This is a genomic window from Burkholderia sp. F1, assembly GCF_050813845.1.
Taxonomy (GTDB): domain Bacteria; phylum Pseudomonadota; class Gammaproteobacteria; order Burkholderiales; family Burkholderiaceae; genus Burkholderia; species Burkholderia ubonensis.
Genome location: NZ_CP172422.1, coordinates 1,127,874 through 1,146,415 on the forward strand (window position 1 = coordinate 1,127,874; position 18,542 = coordinate 1,146,415).

Annotated in this window: 19 protein-coding genes; 10 read left to right on the forward strand and 9 right to left on the reverse strand. The window is 66.8% G+C overall.

Features of this window, described 5'->3' with window-relative positions; all coding sequences use genetic code 11:
• Positions 1 to 9: 9 nt before the first annotated feature.
• From ACFIMZ_RS24205 to ACFIMZ_RS24215, 3 genes are all read left to right on the forward strand, one after another.
• A complete protein-coding gene (locus ACFIMZ_RS24205; protein ID WP_431824827.1) occupies positions 10 to 3,183 on the forward strand; it encodes an efflux RND transporter permease subunit in 3,174 nt (1,057 codons plus the stop codon).
• Positions 3,180 to 4,640 (forward strand): efflux transporter outer membrane subunit, encoded by a 1,461-nt coding sequence (locus tag ACFIMZ_RS24210; protein ID WP_431824828.1) that lies wholly within the window; start codon positions 3,180 to 3,182, stop codon positions 4,638 to 4,640. The genes ACFIMZ_RS24205 and ACFIMZ_RS24210 overlap by 4 nt, the downstream gene beginning before the upstream one ends.
• A gap of 320 nt (positions 4,641 to 4,960) precedes the next feature.
• A complete protein-coding gene (locus ACFIMZ_RS24215; RefSeq protein WP_431824829.1) occupies positions 4,961 to 5,575 on the forward strand; it encodes a cysteine hydrolase family protein in 615 nt (204 codons plus the stop codon).
• Between the two features lie 3 nt (positions 5,576 to 5,578).
• Here the strand turns inward: ACFIMZ_RS24215 and ACFIMZ_RS24220 are convergent, their stop codons facing one another.
• Positions 5,579 to 6,058: a nuclear transport factor 2 family protein gene (locus tag ACFIMZ_RS24220; RefSeq protein WP_431824830.1), complete on the reverse strand. Its 480-nt coding sequence runs from the start codon at positions 6,056 to 6,058 to the stop codon at positions 5,579 to 5,581.
• Positions 6,059 to 6,328: 270 nt separating this feature from the next.
• On the opposite strand from ACFIMZ_RS24220, the gene ACFIMZ_RS24225 reads away from it, so the two are divergent.
• On the forward strand, positions 6,329 to 6,715 hold the full coding sequence (locus ACFIMZ_RS24225) for a winged helix-turn-helix transcriptional regulator (RefSeq protein ID WP_431825349.1): 387 nt from the start codon (positions 6,329 to 6,331) through the stop codon (positions 6,713 to 6,715).
• A 193-nt stretch (positions 6,716 to 6,908) separates the two neighbouring features.
• On the opposite strand, the gene ACFIMZ_RS24230 is transcribed toward ACFIMZ_RS24225, so the two are convergent.
• Entirely contained in the window at positions 6,909 to 7,283 is a 375-nt protein-coding gene (locus ACFIMZ_RS24230) for a hypothetical protein (protein WP_431824831.1), read from the reverse strand.
• 593 nt (positions 7,284 to 7,876) lie between these two features.
• Here ACFIMZ_RS24230 and ACFIMZ_RS24235 point away from each other — a divergent pair.
• Positions 7,877 to 8,998, forward strand: a complete 1,122-nt coding sequence (locus tag ACFIMZ_RS24235) for a porin (protein WP_431824832.1) — start codon at positions 7,877 to 7,879, stop codon at positions 8,996 to 8,998.
• Positions 8,999 to 9,159: 161 nt separating this feature from the next.
• On the opposite strand, the gene ACFIMZ_RS24240 is transcribed toward ACFIMZ_RS24235, so the two are convergent.
• Positions 9,160 to 9,558, reverse strand: coding sequence for a GreA/GreB family elongation factor (locus ACFIMZ_RS24240; protein WP_431824833.1), 399 nt, complete (start codon positions 9,556 to 9,558; stop codon positions 9,160 to 9,162).
• 515 nt (positions 9,559 to 10,073) lie between these two features.
• On the opposite strand from ACFIMZ_RS24240, the gene ACFIMZ_RS24245 reads away from it, so the two are divergent.
• Positions 10,074 to 10,400, forward strand: a complete 327-nt coding sequence (locus ACFIMZ_RS24245) for a DUF4148 domain-containing protein (RefSeq protein ID WP_431824834.1) — start codon at positions 10,074 to 10,076, stop codon at positions 10,398 to 10,400.
• A gap of 162 nt (positions 10,401 to 10,562) precedes the next feature.
• Here the strand turns inward: ACFIMZ_RS24245 and ACFIMZ_RS24250 are convergent, their stop codons facing one another.
• Positions 10,563 to 11,024 carry a CBS domain-containing protein gene (locus tag ACFIMZ_RS24250; protein WP_431824835.1) on the reverse strand — a complete coding sequence of 154 codons (462 nt, stop codon included), beginning with the start codon at positions 11,022 to 11,024 and terminating at the stop codon, positions 10,563 to 10,565.
• 176 nt (positions 11,025 to 11,200) lie between these two features.
• Here ACFIMZ_RS24250 and ribA point away from each other — a divergent pair, with 176 nt between their 5' ends.
• Positions 11,201 to 11,851 (forward strand): GTP cyclohydrolase II, encoded by a 651-nt coding sequence (gene ribA / locus ACFIMZ_RS24255; protein ID WP_059612592.1) that lies wholly within the window; start codon positions 11,201 to 11,203, stop codon positions 11,849 to 11,851.
• A 148-nt stretch (positions 11,852 to 11,999) separates the two neighbouring features.
• Positions 12,000 to 12,599, forward strand: a complete 600-nt coding sequence (locus ACFIMZ_RS24260; protein WP_431824836.1) for a GNAT family N-acetyltransferase — start codon at positions 12,000 to 12,002, stop codon at positions 12,597 to 12,599.
• Positions 12,600 to 12,624: 25 nt separating this feature from the next.
• On the opposite strand, the gene ACFIMZ_RS24265 is transcribed toward ACFIMZ_RS24260, so the two are convergent.
• Together ACFIMZ_RS24265 and shc are read right to left on the reverse strand one after the other, a co-directional pair.
• A complete protein-coding gene (locus ACFIMZ_RS24265; RefSeq protein WP_431824837.1) occupies positions 12,625 to 13,014 on the reverse strand; it encodes a VOC family protein in 390 nt (129 codons plus the stop codon).
• Between the two features lie 105 nt (positions 13,015 to 13,119).
• Positions 13,120 to 15,156 carry a squalene--hopene cyclase gene (gene shc / locus ACFIMZ_RS24270; RefSeq protein WP_431824838.1) on the reverse strand — a complete coding sequence of 679 codons (2,037 nt, stop codon included), beginning with the start codon at positions 15,154 to 15,156 and terminating at the stop codon, positions 13,120 to 13,122.
• Between the two features lie 64 nt (positions 15,157 to 15,220).
• Here shc and ACFIMZ_RS24275 point away from each other — a divergent pair, with 64 nt between their 5' ends.
• Positions 15,221 to 15,898 (forward strand): TetR family transcriptional regulator, encoded by a 678-nt coding sequence (locus ACFIMZ_RS24275; RefSeq protein WP_431824839.1) that lies wholly within the window; start codon positions 15,221 to 15,223, stop codon positions 15,896 to 15,898.
• A 144-nt stretch (positions 15,899 to 16,042) separates the two neighbouring features.
• Complete coding sequence (locus tag ACFIMZ_RS24280; protein WP_431824840.1) at positions 16,043 to 16,270, forward strand: hypothetical protein; 228 nt, start codon at positions 16,043 to 16,045, stop codon at positions 16,268 to 16,270.
• Positions 16,271 to 16,418: 148 nt separating this feature from the next.
• Here the strand turns inward: ACFIMZ_RS24280 and ACFIMZ_RS24285 are convergent, their stop codons facing one another.
• The 3 genes from ACFIMZ_RS24285 to ACFIMZ_RS24295 form a co-directional block, all read right to left on the reverse strand.
• Entirely contained in the window at positions 16,419 to 17,216 is a 798-nt protein-coding gene (locus tag ACFIMZ_RS24285; protein ID WP_431824841.1) for a hypothetical protein, read from the reverse strand.
• Between the two features lie 47 nt (positions 17,217 to 17,263).
• Positions 17,264 to 17,872 (reverse strand): acyl-homoserine-lactone synthase, encoded by a 609-nt coding sequence (locus tag ACFIMZ_RS24290; RefSeq protein WP_431824842.1) that lies wholly within the window; start codon positions 17,870 to 17,872, stop codon positions 17,264 to 17,266.
• 207 nt (positions 17,873 to 18,079) lie between these two features.
• Entirely contained in the window at positions 18,080 to 18,523 is a 444-nt protein-coding gene (locus ACFIMZ_RS24295; protein ID WP_431824843.1) for a DUF4902 domain-containing protein, read from the reverse strand.
• Positions 18,524 to 18,542 lie beyond the last annotated feature (19 nt).

Sequence of the window (18,542 nt, forward strand, 5' to 3'; positions counted from 1 at the left end):
AGGACGAACATGGATTTCTCCCGTTTCTTCATCGACCGGCCGATCTTCGCGGTCGTGCTGTCGATCGTCACCTTCGCGCTCGGGCTGATCGCGATTCCGATGCTGCCCGCGGGCGAGTATCCGGAAGTCGTGCCGCCGAGCGTCGTGGTGCGCGCGACGTATCCGGGCGCGAACCCGAAGGCCATCGCCGAATCGGTTGCCGAGCCGCTCGAGGAGGCGATCAACGGCGTCGAAGGGATCATGTACATGAAGTCGGTGGCCGGCTCCGACGGCAGCCTGCAGGTGGTCGTCACGTTCGTGCCGGGCGTCGATCCGGACACGGCCGCGGTGCGCGTGCAGAACCGCGTGAGCCAGGCGCTGTCGCGCCTGCCCGACGAGGTGCGCCAGTACGGCGTGACGACGCAGAAGCAATCGCCGACGCCGCTGATGTACGTGAGCCTCTACTCGCCCGACAACAGCCGTGATTCGCTGTACCTGCGCAACTACCTGACGCTGCACGTGAAGGACGAGCTGTCGCGGATCACCGGCATCGGCGACGTCGGCGTGTACGGCTCCGGCGACTATGCGATGCGGATCTGGCTCGACCCGAACCGGCTCGCGTCGCGCGGGCTGACCGCGAGCGACGCGATCGCCGCGGTGCGCGAGCAGAACGTGCAGGTGTCGGCGGGCCAGCTCGGCGCGGAGCCGTCGCCGAAGGCGACCGACTTCCTCGTATCGATCAACGTGCGCGGCCGGCTGCGCACGGTGCAGGAATTCGGCGACATCGTGCTGCGCAACGGCGACGACGGCCAGGTCGTCAAGCTGTCCGACGTCGCGCGGCTCGAACTGGGCGCCGGCGACTATACGCTGCGGTCGTTCTTCAACGACAAGCAATCGGCGGTGGTCGGCGTGTTCCTGTCGCCGGGCGCGAATGCGCTCGACGTCGCGAAGGCGGTGTACGCGAAGCTCGACGAGCTGTCGAAGCGCTTCCCGCCCGGCATCGCGTACCGGTCCGTGTGGGACCCGACGGTGTTCGTGCGCGAATCGATTCGCGCGGTCCAGCACACGCTGATCGAGGCGGTCGTGCTGGTCGTGTTCGTCGTGATCCTGTTCCTGCAGACGTGGCGTGCGTCGATCATTCCGCTCGTCGCGGTGCCGGTGTCGGTGGTCGGCACGTTCGCGTGGCTGCTGCTGCTCGGCTATTCGATCAACACGCTGACGCTGTTCGGGCTCGTGCTGGCGATCGGGATCGTCGTCGACGATGCGATCGTCGTCGTCGAGAACGTCGAGCGCAACATCGCGCAGGGGCTGAGCCCGCGCGACGCCGCGCACCAGGCGATGAAGGAGGTGTCGGGCCCGATCGTCGCGATCGCGCTGGTGCTGTGCGCGGTGTTCGTGCCGATGGCGTTCCTGTCGGGCGTCACGGGCCAGTTCTACAAGCAGTTCGCGGTGACGATCGCGATCTCGACGGTGATCTCCGCGATCAACTCGCTGACGCTGTCGCCCGCGCTCGCCGCGAAGCTGTTGCGCCCGCACGGCGCGCGGCCGGACGCGCTCACGCGCGCGCTCGATCGCGCGTTCGGCTGGCTGTTCCGTCCGTTCAACCGCTTCTTCGAGCGCAGCTCGGACCGCTATCACGGCGTCGTCGGGCGCTCGCTGAAGCGGCGCGGCGCGGTGTTCGTCGTCTATGCGGCGCTGCTCGCGGCGACGGCGCTGCTGTTCAACACGGTGCCGGGCGGTTTCATCCCGGTCCAGGACAAGCTGTACCTGTTCGCCGGCGCGAAGCTGCCCGAAGGCGCGTCGCTGTCGCGCACGAACGCGGTGGCGGAGGAGATGGCGCGGATCGCGCGCAGCACCGAAGGCGTCGAAATGGTGGCGGGCTTCTCGGGCCTGAACGCGCTGCAGGGCGTGAACACGCCGAACATCACGAACTCGTACGTCATCCTCAAGCCGTTCGACCAGCGCAAGCGCAACGCCGCACGGATCAATGCCGAACTCGGCGCGCGGTTCGCGGCGATCCATGGCGGCATCGCATACGCGATGATGCCGCCGCCGATCGAGGGGCTCGGCAACGGGTCGGGCTATTCGCTGTACCTGGAGGATCGCGCGGGCCTCGGCTACGGCGCGCTGCAGAGCGCGCTGACCGCGTTCCAGGCCGCAGTCGCGAAGACGCCGGGGATGCGCTATCCGGTCAGCTCGTACCAGGCGAACATCCCGCAGCTCGAAGTGAAGGTCGACCGGTTGAAGGCGAAGGCGCAGGGCGTCGCGCTGACCGACCTGTTCAGCACGCTGCAGGTCTATCTCGGCTCGATCTACGTGAACGACTTCAACCTGTTCGGCCGCGTCTACCGCGTGATGGCGCAGGCGGACGCCGGCCATCGGCAGACCGCGGAGGACATCGCGAACCTGCGCACGCGCAACGCGAAAGGGGAGATGGTGCCGATCGGCTCGATGGTGACCGTCGAGCCGACCTACGGGCCGGACCCGGTGGTCCGCTACAACGGCTATCCGGCCGCGGACCTGATCGGCGACGCGGACCCGAAGGTGATGTCGTCCGCGCAGGCGATCGCGAAGCTCGAGCAGATCGCGAAGGACGTGCTGCCGCCGGGCATCACGCTCGAATGGACCGACCTCAGCTACCAGCAGGTCACGCAGAGCAACGCGGCGATCGTCGTGTTCCCGCTCGCGGTGATGCTGGTGTTCCTCGTGCTCGCATCGTTGTACGAAAGCTGGACGCTGCCGCTCGCGGTGATCCTGATCGTGCCGGTGTGCATGTGCGCGGCGCTGTTCGGCGTGTGGCTGTCGGGCGGCGACAACAACGTGTTCGTGCAGGTCGGTCTCGTCGTGCTGATGGGGCTGGCGTGCAAGAACGCGATCCTGATCGTCGAGTTCGCGCGCGAGCTGGAGATCCAGGGGCAGGGGATCGTCGAGGCCGCGCTCGAAGCGTGCCGGCTGCGGCTGCGCCCGATCGTGATGACGTCGGTCGCGTTCATCGCCGGCTCGGTGCCGCTGCTGATCGGCAGCGGCGCGGGCAGCGAAGTGCGTGCGGCCACCGGCGTCACCGTGTTCGCGGGGATGCTCGGCGTCACGCTGTTCGGACTGTTCCTGACGCCGGTGTTCTACGTTGCGATCCGCAAGCTCGCGGGCGGCACGCCGGCCGTCTGGAGCGAACAGCATGCCACCCTCGAAGGAGAAAACCGATGAGCGCAGTGTTTCGTCTTTCCGCGCTCGCGACGTCGCTGGCGCTTGCCGCGTGCGCGGTCGGTCCCGACTACGAGCGGCCCGCGTCGGCGGTTTCCGCGCGGTTCGCGCGCGACGCATTGCCGGCGACGCAGCGTGACACGGCGCCGGCCGGCACGTCCGCGGACGCGGATGCCGCATTCTGGCGCGGCTTCGGCGATCCCGCGCTGACCCGCCTGATTGACGCGGCGCTCGCCGCGAACCAGGACCTGCGACTCGCGGTGTCGCGCTACGACGCGTCGAACGCGCTGCTGCGCGAGACCCGCTTCGACCAGATTCCGACCATCACCGCGAGCGGGCAGGTCGGCCATCAACTGATGAGCAAGGACCAGGCGTTCGGCGCGCCGCGCGACCAGCGCGACAGGCCGACGTCGAGCGTCGGCATCAACGCCGCGTGGGAGCTCGACCTGTTCGGCCGTGTGCGGCGCGCGGTCGAAGCGCAGCGCGCGGAAACGGCCGCGAGCGCGGCGGACGTCCGCGCGGTGCGGATCGCGATCGCGGGCGAGGTCGCGCGCGCCTATGTCGACCTGCGCGGCTCGCAGGAACGGTTGCGGATCGCGCGCGAGAACGCCGACAACCAGCGGCAGACCCTTGCGCTGATCGATGCGCGCGTTGGCGCGGGGCGCGGCTCGGAGCTGGACGCCGCGCGCGCCCGCGCGCAGGTCGAATCGACGACGTCGCGGATCGCCGTCTACGAGGCGGCGATCGGCGTCGACGAGCACCGGCTCGCGGTGCTGACGGGCCAGCCGCCGGGCGCGCTGATCGGCGAGCTCGATGCGCCCGCGCCGCTGCCCGCGCTCGTCGCGGACATCGACCCCGGCACGCCGGGCGACCTGCTGCGCCGGCGTCCGGACGTTGCGGCGGCCGAGGCGCGCCTGCACGCGGCCACCGCGCGGGTCGGCGTCGCGACCGCGGACCTGTTCCCGCGCTTCACGTTGACCGGGCTGCTCGGCAGCATGACGAGCAGCTACGGCTTCTTTCGCTCGGGCAGCGACACGAACCTGATCGCGCTTGGCGTCGACTGGTCGTTCCTCGATGTCGGCCGCGTGCGCGCGCGGCTCGCGGCGAGCAACGCGGATGCGGCCGGCCAGCTCGCGCAATACCGGCAGACGGTGCTCGGCGCGCTCGAGGAAACGGAGAACGCGCTGCTGCGCGCCGCGCGCACGCGCGACGAAACCACGCATCTGGAGCGTGCGGCGACCGACAGCGCACGCGCCGCGCAGCTCGCGCATGCGCGGTTTACCGCGGGGGCGATCGACTACTACGAGGTGCTCGACGCGGAACGCACGCTGCTGCAGGCGCAGGACGCGGCGGCCGACGGCCGGATGCGCAGCGCGGACGCGACGGTCGCGCTGTACAAGGCGCTCGCGGGCGGCTGGCCGTCGGGGGCAGGGCCGGATGCGCCGATTGCGCGGCGGTGACGCGGGATGAGGTGGCGGGCTGCCGCGTGCCGGCGCTCGCGGCGGCCCGGTCGCCGCCCCGGCGACGCGTTCCCGTCGCGCGTCGCTTGCCTGAAGACACGGGGCCGGCCGGCGGCGTGCTGTCGTCGGCATCGCGCAGTGCGGGCCGCCGTCCCCGACGTCCGGTTGGCCCGATCCTTTCCGATGTTGTCCCGCGGGCCGCTGTCGCGTGCCGCCGCGCGGCCCGACACTGGCGCCTCGCGGCTTGCGCCGCGAACGGCACGGCCGGCGCAGGCCGGGCGATGCCGTTCCGTTTCCCATCCACATCGAGAGAGCGACGCATGCAACATCCCACCATCCGCACCCTGGCCGGCGCGACCGCGCCCCAGTCGATCCGGGCCGACGGCACGGCGCTGCTGGTCATCGATTTCCAGAATGAATACTTCAGCGGCCGGCTTCCGATCCCGGACGGCCTGCGCGCGCTGCGCAACGCGCAACGCCTGATCGCGCTGGCGGATCGCGCGGGCATGCCGGTATTCCACGTCCAGCACGTCGCGGCGGCCGACAGCCCGATCTTCGCCGATGCAAGCGACGGCATCCGGCTGCACGCCGACCTGCAGCCGGCGCCGCATCATGCGGTGGTGAAGAAGACGTCCGTCAGCGTGTTTCCGACGACCGATCTCGACGTGCGCCTCAAGGCCGCGGGCATCGACACGCTGATCGTGACCGGACTGATGACGCATGCGTGCGTGGCCGGCGCGGCGCGCGATGCGGTGCCGCTCGGCTACGCGGTCATCGTCGTCGACGACGCGTGCGCGACGCGCGACCTCGATACGGCGGACGGCAACGTGGTGTCGCACGACGTACTGCATCGCGCGACGCTGGCCGCGCTCGACGATACCTTTGGCGACGTTCTGACGACGGAACAGGTGCTGAAGCTCGACCTGATCCGATGACGGTCAGAACATCGTGTTCGCGTTCGCGGATTTTTCCGGCACCGGCTGGATCACGTCCCAGTGCTCGACGATCTTGCCGTCCTTCACGCGGAAAATGTCGATGACCGCTTGCCCGCGATCGCCCGGATGCTCGGTCGAGTGGACGTGCAGGTAGACGAGATCGCCGTCGGCCGCGCTGCGCACGATCCGCGCGCGCGATTGCGGATTGTCCTTGAAGGCGCCGGTGAAATACGAGACGAACGGCTGCTTGCCGTCCGGCACGTAGGGATTGTGCTGTTTGTAGTCGTCCGCCACGACGGTCGCGGCCGCGGCGATCTCGTGCCGGTTGAAGAAGCGGTCGTAGAACGTCAGCACGAGCTGGCGGTTCGCTTCCTCGGCTGCCGGGTTGCGCGACGTCGGCGGATTGGCCAGCGCAGCCGTGGCGCCGGCCAGCAGGCCGATGCCGATGGCGAGGAAGCGAAGGGGCGAGCGGGATGGGGTCATGAGCGTGTTCCTTGTCTGCGGGTGCTGTCGCCGACCTCGACGCGAAGGTCTCCTGATGAAGTCGTTGGCGTCGTTGTCTGCGGTGGTTCGGATACGGCGTGAGATGCGCCATCCGGGCGTTGTCGACATGCTTCGTAGAACAGGCGAAGCAGGCCGGATCCGAGTCGCCGGAATGGTACAGTGGCCGCACAACCGTCACAAGAAGTCACCGCGGCGTGAACAGGTCACGCCGCGGTGACCGCATTCATTCCCGTGAAAGACATTCAGGCATTGCCGACCTCCTCCGCCGACGAACCGGTCGCGTTCGACCAGCCGTGCCCGATCCGCGACGTGCTCGACCGGATCGGCGACCAGTGGAGCCTGCTCGTGCTCGAGGCGCTCGCCGACGGAACCCTGCGTTTCAATGAGCTCGGCCGTGCGATCGGCGACATTTCCAGGCAGATGCTGTCGCGCACGCTCAAGCGGCTGGAGCAGGACGGCTTCGTCAGCCGCACGCTGTTCGCCGAGGTGCCGCCTCGCGTCGAGTACGAGCTGACCGCGCTCGGTCGGTCGTTTCTCGTGCCCATGCGTACGCTGATCCGGTGGGCGGACGAGAACCATCGCGCGATCTGCGATGCGCGCCGTCACGTGCGTGAGCGTGACGGCGACGCGCGTTAGCGGCGATTCCGAGGGTAATGACGTTCGGCGTGCCGTGCCTTGTTCCGCATGCTGCATCGGCCAGGCAGGCTGGTTTCGTCATCCGAACGTCTTGCGTGGCGCGCGGGCGGCGGCCCGATCGGGCCGTTGCTGTTTCGCGATTCTTGCGTGCGGCGTGTCGGCGGGCAGGGCGACGTGAACGTGCGGCTTCCGGCTAGCGCCAGTACCCGTCGACGTATGCCCATGTCGGCCCCTGCCGCCGCCAGTAGCCGGGAATCCAGCGATGACCGGGGCGTCGCGCGATCCAGCGGCCGGGGATCCATATATATTGCCCGCCTTGCCAGCGCCAGTAGCCGTCCGTCCAGAGATAGCCGTGCGGCCGTGGCGGCGGCGGGCGGCGGTCATGGCGCCGCGGCGGCGGCGCGACGCCCGGGCGGCTGTCGTAGGGCGGGCCGCCTGGCACGCGGTGGGGGCCGGACGGCCGGTAGACGGGCGGAGCGGGCTGGGCCGAGGCGGTGCGCAGCCATGCGGCGCTGCCGGCAAAGGCGGCGGTCAGTCCGATGGCGCGCAACAACGAGCGTCGATTCATCGCGTGTCCTGTTCTGCTGTCGGGTTCGTCGTACCTTAGCCTGCCTGCGCAACGGTCGGGTTACGCGCCCGGTTAAGGCTGTTACGGCGTGTCACGGCCGCCTCGATTACGCGGATGACGCCGCGGGCCGTGGATAGATGGAATCACCTGCGTTGCGACCATTCGTCGGAAGTTTGCCGTCCGTGCGCCCGTTCCGGGCCCCGGAAACTCAATATTTGAGATTGAAACAGGTAAAAATTGCCGGATTTGTGTCGTTTGTACGATTCCGTTTGTTGTTTCTATGCAACCGTCAAGACGGTGACACGGAAGAATGTTGCTATGAATGCAACCAAAAAGCCCCCGTCAAGACGCCAAAAAGAATCGTCAAAACAAATACTTATGACGCGGCCCTGTTTTCATTATTTCTAGTTCTGGAAAAGCTTATTTCTTTATTTGCGAATGGCGGCCCTAGGGTACACCCCTAAACTCACGGTTCCCAAACGGGCAACCATCCGGGCGCAGCCAGCAGGACCGATGGCGTTTCCGGGTGGTTGCAGACCGTTTATGAACAAGGTCGCGAGACCTGCCTCTTTTGATAGAAGGGAGCTCCACGAATGAACAAGACTCTGATCGTTGCAGCAGCTGCAGCATCGTTCGCAACCGTCGCTCACGCGCAAAGCAGCGTCACGCTGTACGGCGTGCTGGACGCAGGCATCACCTACCAAAGCAACGTTCAGCCGACCGCTGGCGGCAATGGCAAGTCGCGCTTCTCGATGGGCAGCGGCATTGACCAAAGCCGCTTCGGCCTGCGTGGTTCGGAAGACCTCGGTGGCGGCCTGAAGGCAATCTTCACGTTGGAAAGCGGCTTCAACCTCGGCAACGGTGGCCTCTCGAACAACAAGGGCATGTTCAACCGTCAGGCGTTCGTCGGCCTGTCGAGCCAGTACGGCACGGTCACGCTGGGCAAGCAGTATGACGCAGTTCAAGACTACCTGGCGCCGCTGACCGCAACGGGCACCTGGGGTGGCACGTACTTCGCGCACGTTGGCAACAACGACCGTCTGAGCACGAACGGTGACGTCGCACTGAACAACACCGTCAAGTTCACGAGCGCAAACTACGCTGGCCTGCAATTCGGCGGCACGTACTCGTTCTCGAACGACACGAACTTCGGCAACAACCGCGCATACAGCGCCGGTCTGTCGTACCAGTTCCAGGGCCTGAAGCTGGGTGCAGCGTACGCGCAAGCGAACAATGCAGGTGTGACCAACACGGGTGCAGTTAGCCAGCCGTTCGACGCGAACGGCAAGGCAGTTACGCTTACCCCGGCCCGCAACCGTACGTACGGTGTTGCTGCTGCGTACGCATTCGGCCCGGCACAAGTCGGTGCAGCATGGACGCAATCGCGTCTCGACAACATTACCGGTATTTCGGGTTCGCTGCGCACCGACAACTACGAAGTCAACGCGAAGTACAACCTGACGCCGGCTCTCGGCCTGGGTGCTGCTTACACGTACACGAACGCGAAGGCTGGTAGCGAAAGCCTGCACTGGAACCAGTTCGGCCTGCAAGCTGACTACGCGCTGTCGAAGCGCACCGACGTGTACGCACAGGCTGTGTACCAGCGTTCGTCGAAGAACGCATCGGCTTCGATCTACAACGGCGACAACAACACGCTGCCGAGCACGTCGATCAACCAAACCGCAGCAACGGTTGGTCTGCGTCACCGCTTCTAAGCGTGACAGCTGGGTAACCAGCTCTGAAAAAGGCGCCTTCGGGCGCCTTTTTTTTTCGTCTGTGACCCAGGCAGAAAAAAGCGAGGCATCCAGTCCGGATGCCTCGCTTTTTCCATTTGTGGCAGACGGCGGAGCCGCTGCTTTCTGCTCACGCAGTCACGTCAACGCGTGTATTCGCCGTTGGCCTCCGGCTGGAACACGATTTCCACGACCTTCATCAGCTTTTCCGTGCCGCTCGGCTGCATCACCTTCACCAGCTGGCCGCGCTGCGTGCCCAGCAGCGCCATGCCGACCGGCGAAAAGACGTTCAAGCGTCCTTGCTCGAGATTGGCTTCCTCCGGATAGACAAGCGTCCAGGTCGTCTTCTCGTGGTTCGTCTCGTCGAGCAGCGTGATCTGCGAGTTCATCGTGACGACGTTCGCCTTGATGGCGTCGGGCTGGACGATATCGGCGCGTTCGAGCAATGCGTCGAGCATCGCCTGGAAGCGCGGGTTGTGTTCGGCATGTTTCTCGAGGCGTGCGACGTCGAGTTCGGTCAGCTGATAAAGGCGTTGTTTCATGGCAGTTCTCCAAATGATCGGCAGGGGCAGGCGGGGCTTACCTACGTGGATCGCCCGGAGCCTGTCTGACTTGGCTCCGGGTGGAGACTGGCTGGTCAGATCAAGCGCCGGGCAGGGGCGAGCGGAGCCTGGGCCGCGCGTCGAGCGAGGGGATGCGCCGGGTTGCCGGCGAACGCGCGCACGCCGTCCGGACGGGACGGCGAAACAGCGGAAAGCAGGCGTGCGCGCATGGTGGGTGAGAATTCGTCAGTCGGATAAAACCTTTCGATTGTACAACACCCGGGGAAAACCGTTGATCGATGTGTCAGCGATTTGTCAGGGATTGTTGTCGGATTGGCGTAAGTGAGCAGGGTATGACGACCAAGAAGCGTCCGATATTTGCCAAAAACGCAACGCAGTATGTTCAAACCAAGGGTTTCCCCTCGGTCGTGCGGCGACTAGACTGAACTCAATCGCTTCAGACAACCCTGCCGGAAGCGACGTGCAAAACAAAACACACTCGGAGGTAAGTCATCATGAAGTCGATCATCTACGCAGCGATTGCCGCTTCCGTCCTCGCCACGCCAATTGCGTCGTTCGCGCAGCCGGAGCAGGGCTTGACCCGCGACCAGGTCAAGGCGGAACTCGTCCGGCTCGAGCAGAACGGCTACAAGCCCCAGACTGCCGATTCGCAGTATCCGGCCGACATCCAGGCCGTCGAGCAGCGGATCCAGCCGAGCCAGCCGATGCTCGCGCACGCCGATACGAGCGGCTACGGCGCCGTGGCAACCGGCGCGGCGCAGTCGGGCCGCCCGATGCGGGAAGCGCCGAATCCCGTGAATTCGGTCTACTTCGGCAACTGAACTGAATAGCCCGGGTCTGCCCGCACGCATCCAACACCGCCGAGCGACGCGCGCCTGACACGCGCATCGCTCGCAAGCAGGCGCAGAACCTCCGTCGCCGCATTCCGGCGGCTTTCCAGCCCAGACGCTCGCGCGTTTGGGCCTTTTTTGCCGGGAGCGCCGTCAGACGGACGTGACGGCCGGGGTTCCGTGAATGTAGTGCTCCAGCTGGCTGATCGTGAACTGCTGGTCGGCAATCACGCTTTTGACGAGGTCGCCGATCGAGATGAGGCCGATCAGCTTGCCGTCGTCGAGGACAGGCAGGTGGCGCATCCGGTGCTCGGTCATCAGCGCCATGCATTCGTCGCTGGATTGAGAGGGTTCGACGTAGCGGACCTTCGCGGTCATGATCTCCTCGACGCGCGTGGCCTTCGACGAACGGTCCAGCAGCACGATCTTGCGCGCGTAGTCGCGCTCGGTGACGATGCCGGATATGTCGTCGCCATCCATGACCAGCAGCGCGCCGATGCCCTTTTCGGCCATCAGCTTGATGGCGTCGTAGACGAGGTCGGTTTTCCTGACGGTGTAGATGGTGCGGCCGTAATCCGGCTTGGCCTTGAGAATCTGCGCGACAGTCGTGCTCATACGCTTTCTCCGAGTGCAGGACAATGCAGGGAAGGCTGGGCGTGATGCGCGGCACCCGATTGATCCAGTATAGGCGGGTGCGCGGCAGCGGCGCGTGACAGATTGCAGATTAGCGGTAAACTGCCGTCACGTGCCATCCAGAAAATTCCTATATTCCTGATCGTTCGATTGATTTCATGATGTCTTCGCGTCCCCAATCGCCCACGCAGGGCAATGGCCGGGCCGACGAGTGCGTGACGCTCGTCGCAACCGCGTCGCTGCCCACGCGCTACGGCACGTTCACGTCGTATGCTTTCCGCGTCTCGGGTAGCGACGCCGAACACCTTGCGCTCGTCATGGGCGACGTTGCCGGTGAGCAGTCCGTGCTGACGCGGCTGCATTCCGAATGCCTGACCGGCGACGTGTTCGGCTCCTATCGCTGCGACTGCGGCGAGCAGCTCGATCTCGCGTTGCGCTATATCGCCGCGGAAGACCGCGGCGTGCTGCTGTACCTGCGCGGCCACGAAGGGCGCGGCATCGGCCTGAGCAACAAGATCCGCGCGTATGCGCTGCAGGAGCAGGGGCGGGATACCGTCGAAGCGAATCTCGACCTCGGCCTGCCCGACGACGCGCGCGAATACGATTCCGCCGCCGCGATCCTGCGTATCCTCGGCGTGACGTCGGTGCGCCTGATGAGCAACAATCCGAAGAAATTCGACACGCTCGTGAAGCACGGCATCCCCGTGTGCGAGCGGGTCGCGCTGGCGGTGCCGGTGCGCGAGGAAAACGAGCGCTATATCCGCACCAAGCAGGCCAAGTTTGGCCACTACTTCGAGGAAAACGAGTGACGCGTGTCGACGCGTCGCCGTGGCCTGCATTTCGATGCGGCTTTTCCGATCGTCGCGGTACTCAATCGAAGCCGGTTCGTCCGGCTTTTTTCATGCATCGTGCCGACGGTGACGCGTGGCGAGATGGTCGCGTGCGCAACGTTTCGCGGTGGTGGTGCGGTCGACGAAGCGATCCGGGCAGCGAATGAGCGCTTCCTTGGAGATTGCGACGGAACGCCTGACGCTGCGCCGGTGGCGGCAGGGTGATGCCGACGCGTTCGCGGCGATGCATGCCGATGCCGAGGTGACGACGTGGCTTGCGCGCGGCCCCATGTCGGTGGCCGATGCGCGCGCCGACATCGACCGGTTCGACGCGCATTTCGACGCGCACGGCTTTGGCCTGTGGGCGGTCGAGCGCAAGGTCGACCGCATGTTGATCGGCCTCTGCGGCCTGCATCACGAGGACCGGGGCATTCATCCGCTGGCGCCTTGCAGGGAGATCGCATGGCGGCAAGCGCGTGCCGCGCGGGGGCACGGGTACATGAGCGAAGCAGCGTCGGCCGTACTGGCCGACGGGTTTCAGCGGATCGGGCTGGCGGATATCTTCGCGTGGACCGCGGACGCCAATCTTCGATCGCAACGCCTGATGCAGCGTATCGGCATGCAGCGGCAACCCATGCTGGATTTCGATCATCCGGCGCTTGCGGACGGGCATCCGTTGCGCCGGCATGTCGTGTACGTCGCGCGGCCGCACGTGAGTTCCTGCTGACAGGCCTGCATATCGATGCGTCGGCTTATCGCGGCCACGCGGCGTTTTGCAGGACGATCCGGTAGCCGTCGAGGTCTTCGAACGTCTGGCCGGACGCTTCCCAATACGGATTGAACGCCGTCACGCGGACGAACCCGTGCGCCGTCGCGCGAGCGCATGCGGCCTTCCAGGTTTCGCTGTCGGGCAGATAGAAGACGATCAGGTCTTCGGGCGTCGGGGCCGGCGCGACGGGGTGCGTTCGGCAGTGCGTGAACTCGAAGTGATAGTCCATGCCTTCGCGCCCGAGCATCACGCCGTCGAAGCCGTCGTGGTCCTGAAACCTGGCAAGTACCGCGAGCCCGAACGCGTCGCAATACATGCGCTCGGTTGCGGCGAGATGGCTGACGGGGCGGGCAATGCGCAGATGGGCTTTCATGAGCGGGAATGACGCGGTCGACGAAGCTGCAATGATAGGCCGCCGGTCGGCGCGCGGCACGCGCGGCATTCGCGCGATGCCGCGTGTGCTGACCGGGCCGCGCGGTTACGCGAGAGCCGGATCGGCGATCGTTGCTGCCGTACCGGGACCCGGCACGGACGGCGCGGCCTGCGCACCGGCGAGGCGCCGATAGCGCGCGAGCGCCCACAGCGGAAAGTACGCGGTGTAGCCGTGATACTTGAGGTAGAAGATGCGCGGAAATCCCGGCGCATTGTGCGAGCGATGCCACCAGAAGCCGTCGTCCTGCTGGACCGACAGCAGGTAGGCGATGCCGCGGCGCACGGAATCGGACTGCCAGTCGCCGAACGCCATCTGCGCGAGCAGCGCCCACGCGGTGCAGTTCGACGTGCTCTCGCCGTAATTGGTCGCACGGAGCCGCGGGTCCGCGTAGCTGTCGTTCGTCTCGCCCCAGCCGCCGTCCGCATGCTGGTGCGCGCGCAACCAGTCGAGCGCGCGCGCGATGTAGGGCTGCGACTTGTCCTCGCCGGAGAGCGCGAGGCCGGCCAGCACGCTCCACGTGCCGTACAGGTAGTTCGTGCCCCAGCGGCCCCACCAGCTTCCATCGGGCTGCTGGGTGCGCTTCACGTATTCGATGCAGCGTGCGTATGCCGCCTGGTTTTCCGCGCGTTTCGTGACGCCGAAGCACAGCAGCACGCGGCCCGACACATCCTCGGTCGGCGGATCGAGCAGCGCGCCGTGATCGGCGAACGGAATCGCGTTGAGATACAGGCGATCGCAATCGGCATCGAAGGCGCCGAAGCCGCCGTTGCGCGATTGCAGCCCGCGCATCCAGTCGAGCGCGCGCGCGACGCGTTCCGCGTAAGGATTCTCGCCCGATGCCCGCGCCTGCGCGCGGCCCCGGCGGTCGAGCATCGCCGTGACGACCGCGCTGTCGTCGATATCGGGGTAGTACGGGTTCGCGTACTGAAACGCCCATCCGCCCGGTTGCGTGCCCGGACGCGCGTTTTCGCGCCAGTCGCCTTCCAGGTCGTTCACCTGGCGCGTCGCCAGCCAGTCGTACGCGCGCGCAATACGCGCGTCGAGCTCGCGATCGGAGGTCTGCGCGTCCGGCGCCGCGGGCGTCGCGCCGCGAGCCTGTTCGAGCGCCATCGTGCTCCACGCGGTGTCCCACACCGGGGAGAGGCAGGGCTGGCAATACACGCTGCCGTCCGCCCGCGTGACCAGCAGCTTTTCGAGCGCGTCTTCGCAGTCGCGCCGCAGCGGATGGTCTTCCGGGTAGCCCAGCACGCCCATCATCTGGTAGCTGTACACGATCGGCGGAAAGATGCCGCCGAGCCCGTCGTCGCCGTTCATGCGCTCCGCGCACCACGCTTCGGCGTGCCGGATCGCGCGTTGCCGCAGGCGGCGCGGCAGCAGCGGCTCGAGATGCCGGACCGTGCGGTCCAGCGCCAGAAAGAGCCGGCGCATGCCCTTGGCGGGTGGAAAGTAGTGGCGCTCCTCGTCGGGCGGCGTGACGAAGAGCTCGGCGATCGATACGTTGCGCGGATTGCGCGCGCGCGCCCGGAGCGAACACAGCACGAGCAGCGGCACCATCGTCGTGCGCGCCCAGTAGGCGACCTTGTACATCGAGACCGGCACCCACTTCGGGAACAGCACGAACTCGACGGGCATGAACGGCGCGGCGCGCCACGGCACCTGGCCGAACGTCGCGAGCAGGATGCGCGTGAACACGTTCGACCGGGCCGCGCCGCCGAGCTTCAGGATGGCTTCCCGCGCGCGGATCATGTGCGGCGCGTGCTCGGAATCGCCCGCCGCCTTCAGTGCGAAATACGCCTTCACGCTGCACGAGATGTCCGGGGCGCCGTCGACGTACAGGTCCCACGCACCGTGCGTTTCGACCCGCTGGATCGCGCGCAGGTAGCGCGCCATCTGCGCCTGGCGAACGTCATCGATCTTGTCCATGAAATGCATCATCAGGATGTATTCCGCGGTGATCGTCGCGTCGGATTCCAGTTCGAAACACCAGCTGCCGTCCGGTTGCTGGAGGCCTGAGAGGGCGTCGCGTCCGCGGAGGATGGCGGCGTCGAGCGCGGACGGGGAGAAGGAGGGGGTCGGTTTCATGGCGCGGATAATACCATCCGGATGGAATGTTTGATCGGAGGGAGGGCGATGATAAGATCCGCGTATGAAAAAACGCCCCGACACAGTGCCGCGCGACGCGCCCATGCAGACCAGCGCGCACGCGGCAGAACAAGCATCGACGCTCGCCGCCCCGGCCGCTTCCGGCGTGCGGCGCAAGAAGGCCCCGGAGCAGGTGCGCTCGCAGCTCCTCGCCGCCGCATCGGACCTTGCCACCCGCCATGGCGTACAGGCGCTGACGCTGGACGCGGTGGCCGAGCGCGCCGGCGTGACGAAGGGGGCGCTGCAATATCACTTCGCAAACAAGCAAGGCTTGCTCGACGCGCTCTTCGAGCAAACGATCGCGCGGTTTTCCGGGCAGGTGGCGGAACGGATCGCCGCGGATCCTGAGCCGGCCGGCGCGGCCTCGCGCGCCTATATGCACACGATGCTCGACCAGAAGAACCCGGCGGCCAGCACGGATGTGCTGCGCGTCCTGGTGGCGTCGATGGTGAGTGAACCGGAGGCGCGCGAACGCTGGTCAGCGCCGATCAGCGAATTGAGCCGTCCCGATCCGGTGCCGCTCGCGCAGGCCGCGACGCTGATGATCTGCCGGCTCGCGGCCGACGGCCTGTGGCTCTGGGATCTGCTCGGCTGCCAGGACATGCCGGACGAACTGCGTGCGGAAATCGTCCGGCAGCTGGAGCGCATGACCGTCGACGCAGGTTCGGCGCCGGCACGATGACGGGTGTTTCGCTAGTGGGCGCGCCGATGATGCGCCTGCCGCAGGTTCGGACGAATCCCGTTGGCAGCTAACGGTGTGAGCGATCGTAAGCCGGCGCTTCGGCGGCCTGTCGCCGGGCCATACCGTCAGTCTCGATGGGCGGCCGTGCTGGAGAGCCTGTTCGGGTTCGTCGCGAAGGGCACGATGGCGCTGGCTGCGTTGATCGCAGTGGCCCTTGCGATCCTTGCCGGCGACGGGTTCGAACTCGTCAGTCTGCCGACGACGAAAAAAGGGTGGCTGCGCTTGCTGCTCGTGCTGGCGGCACTGATTGCGCTCGTCTTTGCCGTGCTTTGCTTCATGGGGCCGGGCAGCGCGCATTTCGCCGGCAAGTAGTGCGTTGCGCCGCGCACAGGCAATAAAAAAGCCCGCTGCTTGAGCGGGCCGAAACCATGTTTGGAGACATGGAGGAGACAGGCGTAAATTTAAGGGAAAACCCTAGCGCCGGCAACCGGCAATGGATCGCCTGTTGTATTCCTGCAACTCAAGGGGCTCGGTGCGCACGCGTGTCCATGCCGCGTGCCCGGTTGCTTCCGAATCGTTCGTGGGCGATCGGCAGCGCGAACTTGTCGCGCATTTCCGTTTCGATCCACGCGCAGGCTTCGCGCGCGCAGTCGTTCAGCTCGTGCCGGGTCGCGTGCCCGTCGATGTCGTAGACGAAGCGCACGTCGACCTCGTCGTCGGCGAGCTGGCGCTCGAGCTGATTGAGCTGCAGTTGCGGCGTGTGCCGTTGCGCAAGCGCGCGAAGCTCGTCGAAGTGATACTCGAGCCAGTCCGCGAAGAACAGCGCGTCGGTGCGGCACGACAGGCGGAACGCCGCGCTGCGCGACAGGCGCGCGGTGCCGTCGGCGCCGGCGATCGGCGCGGGCGCCGGGTCGTGCCGATCGTCCTTCGGGCCGGCTGCCGCGTCGGCGACGGGCGCGAGCGGGTGCCGGATGTGCCGGTAAGGCTCGCGGTCGCGCAGCGTGTGCCACAGCAGCTCATCGCTGGCGGCGCACGACGGCTGCATCGTCAGGTCATGGTGGCCGTCGCCGGTCGCGGCGACGGCGCGAATCACGAGGCGCAGCGAGCAGAGCGGTTCGTTTCGGGCCAGCAGCGTGGCCGCGCGCGGCAGTCCGCAGACGAGCGGCGCAGGGCCCCCGGCGCGGAACACGAGCCCGTGGCGGTCGAGCCGCACGAGCGGCAGCGGCTCGGGAAACGACGGGTACGCGACGGCGATGCGCGCGCCGTCGGCGCGCGTCAACTCCGGCATCATCGAGCGAAAGACCGTTGAATGGTCCACGTTGACTCTCCTTCGAATACGATAGCGCCCGAGCGGAACGAATGTGCTCAGGCGGCGATGGCTTGCCGGGCGCCGCTTCCCGGGACGATTCCAAGCGCTGCAAAGGTTTGCTGGTCGATATCGATCCAGCAGGCGACCACCATCCGGCCGTCGATCATCTTTGGCGGGCCGGCCCGGTGCGCATGCACGCCGATGCGCCGGAACAGGCGCTCCATGCTGGCGAACGTCACGCCGATCAGCTGTCGCGCGCCGAGCTGCGCCGCGCATTCGACGACCGCGGCCAGCATCGGACGCACCGCCCACGCGGCAGCTTCCGCCGAGCCGGCCTCGCCCGTCGCGGCAAAGCGCGACAGCTCCCACACCATGGCCGACTGCGGCGGCGTCACGTCTTCCGCGAGCAGATCCGCGAACAAGGTCTTCAGCAGATAGGGGCGGGTCGTCGGCAGCAGACGCGCGCAGCCGCACATCTCGCCGTTGCCGTTGCGCGCGAACACGTAGACGGTATCGTCGCGGTCGAACTGATCGCGCTCGTCACATTCGCTCGCCGACGGGAGCGCCCACCCGAGCTGCTCGACGAATACACGGCGCCGGTAGCGACCGATATCCGCTGCAAGCGCGTGTGGCAACCGCCCTTCCTCGTGAACGAAGGTCTGCATGGTGTCCTCGGGTCTTTGCTTGGAGTGCGTGCATTACAGCGCGCGTCCCGAGGGGGAGTAACTGGTAACTCTTACAGGGTGACGGGCGAAAAAATCCGACCGGGATGTGGTATCGGTTTCTTGAACGACGGGATTGAAAACCGGCGCGGATTTGCTTATAAAGAGCGCCTGGGCGTCAATCGTCGGATGAATGCGTGCGTCGGGTTGTCACTGGAGCGTCGGCCGGGCATGATGCGCGTCGTGATGCGCGAAGACGGCGGACGCGACGGCGGCGGGCCAGTCGAGGCGGGCGAGGCGGGCCACGAGCGCCGCGGCGGTGCGGAACATGCCGATGTCGGCGCCGGCGGCGTCGACGGCCATCACGTTGCTGCGGACGTCGCCGCCGGCGATCACGAACGCGCCCGACGCGCGCTCGAGGTACCAGTCCCAGCCGAGCGTCACGTAGGCGACGCCGGCGCGGGCAGGGCGTTGCCACTCGGTGTAGCCGGCGAGGCGGGCATCGACCGCACAGTTTTGCAGCTCCGCGAGCAGCGCCGAATCCAGGCCGCTCGCGACATGATCGAGCGCAAGCTCGGCCAGTGCGCTTTCGGAAAGACGCACATAACCGTCCGGAGACGGACCATGGATGGGTTGCAGCAAAGGTGAAGTCATGCGCGGAATGTATCAGCCT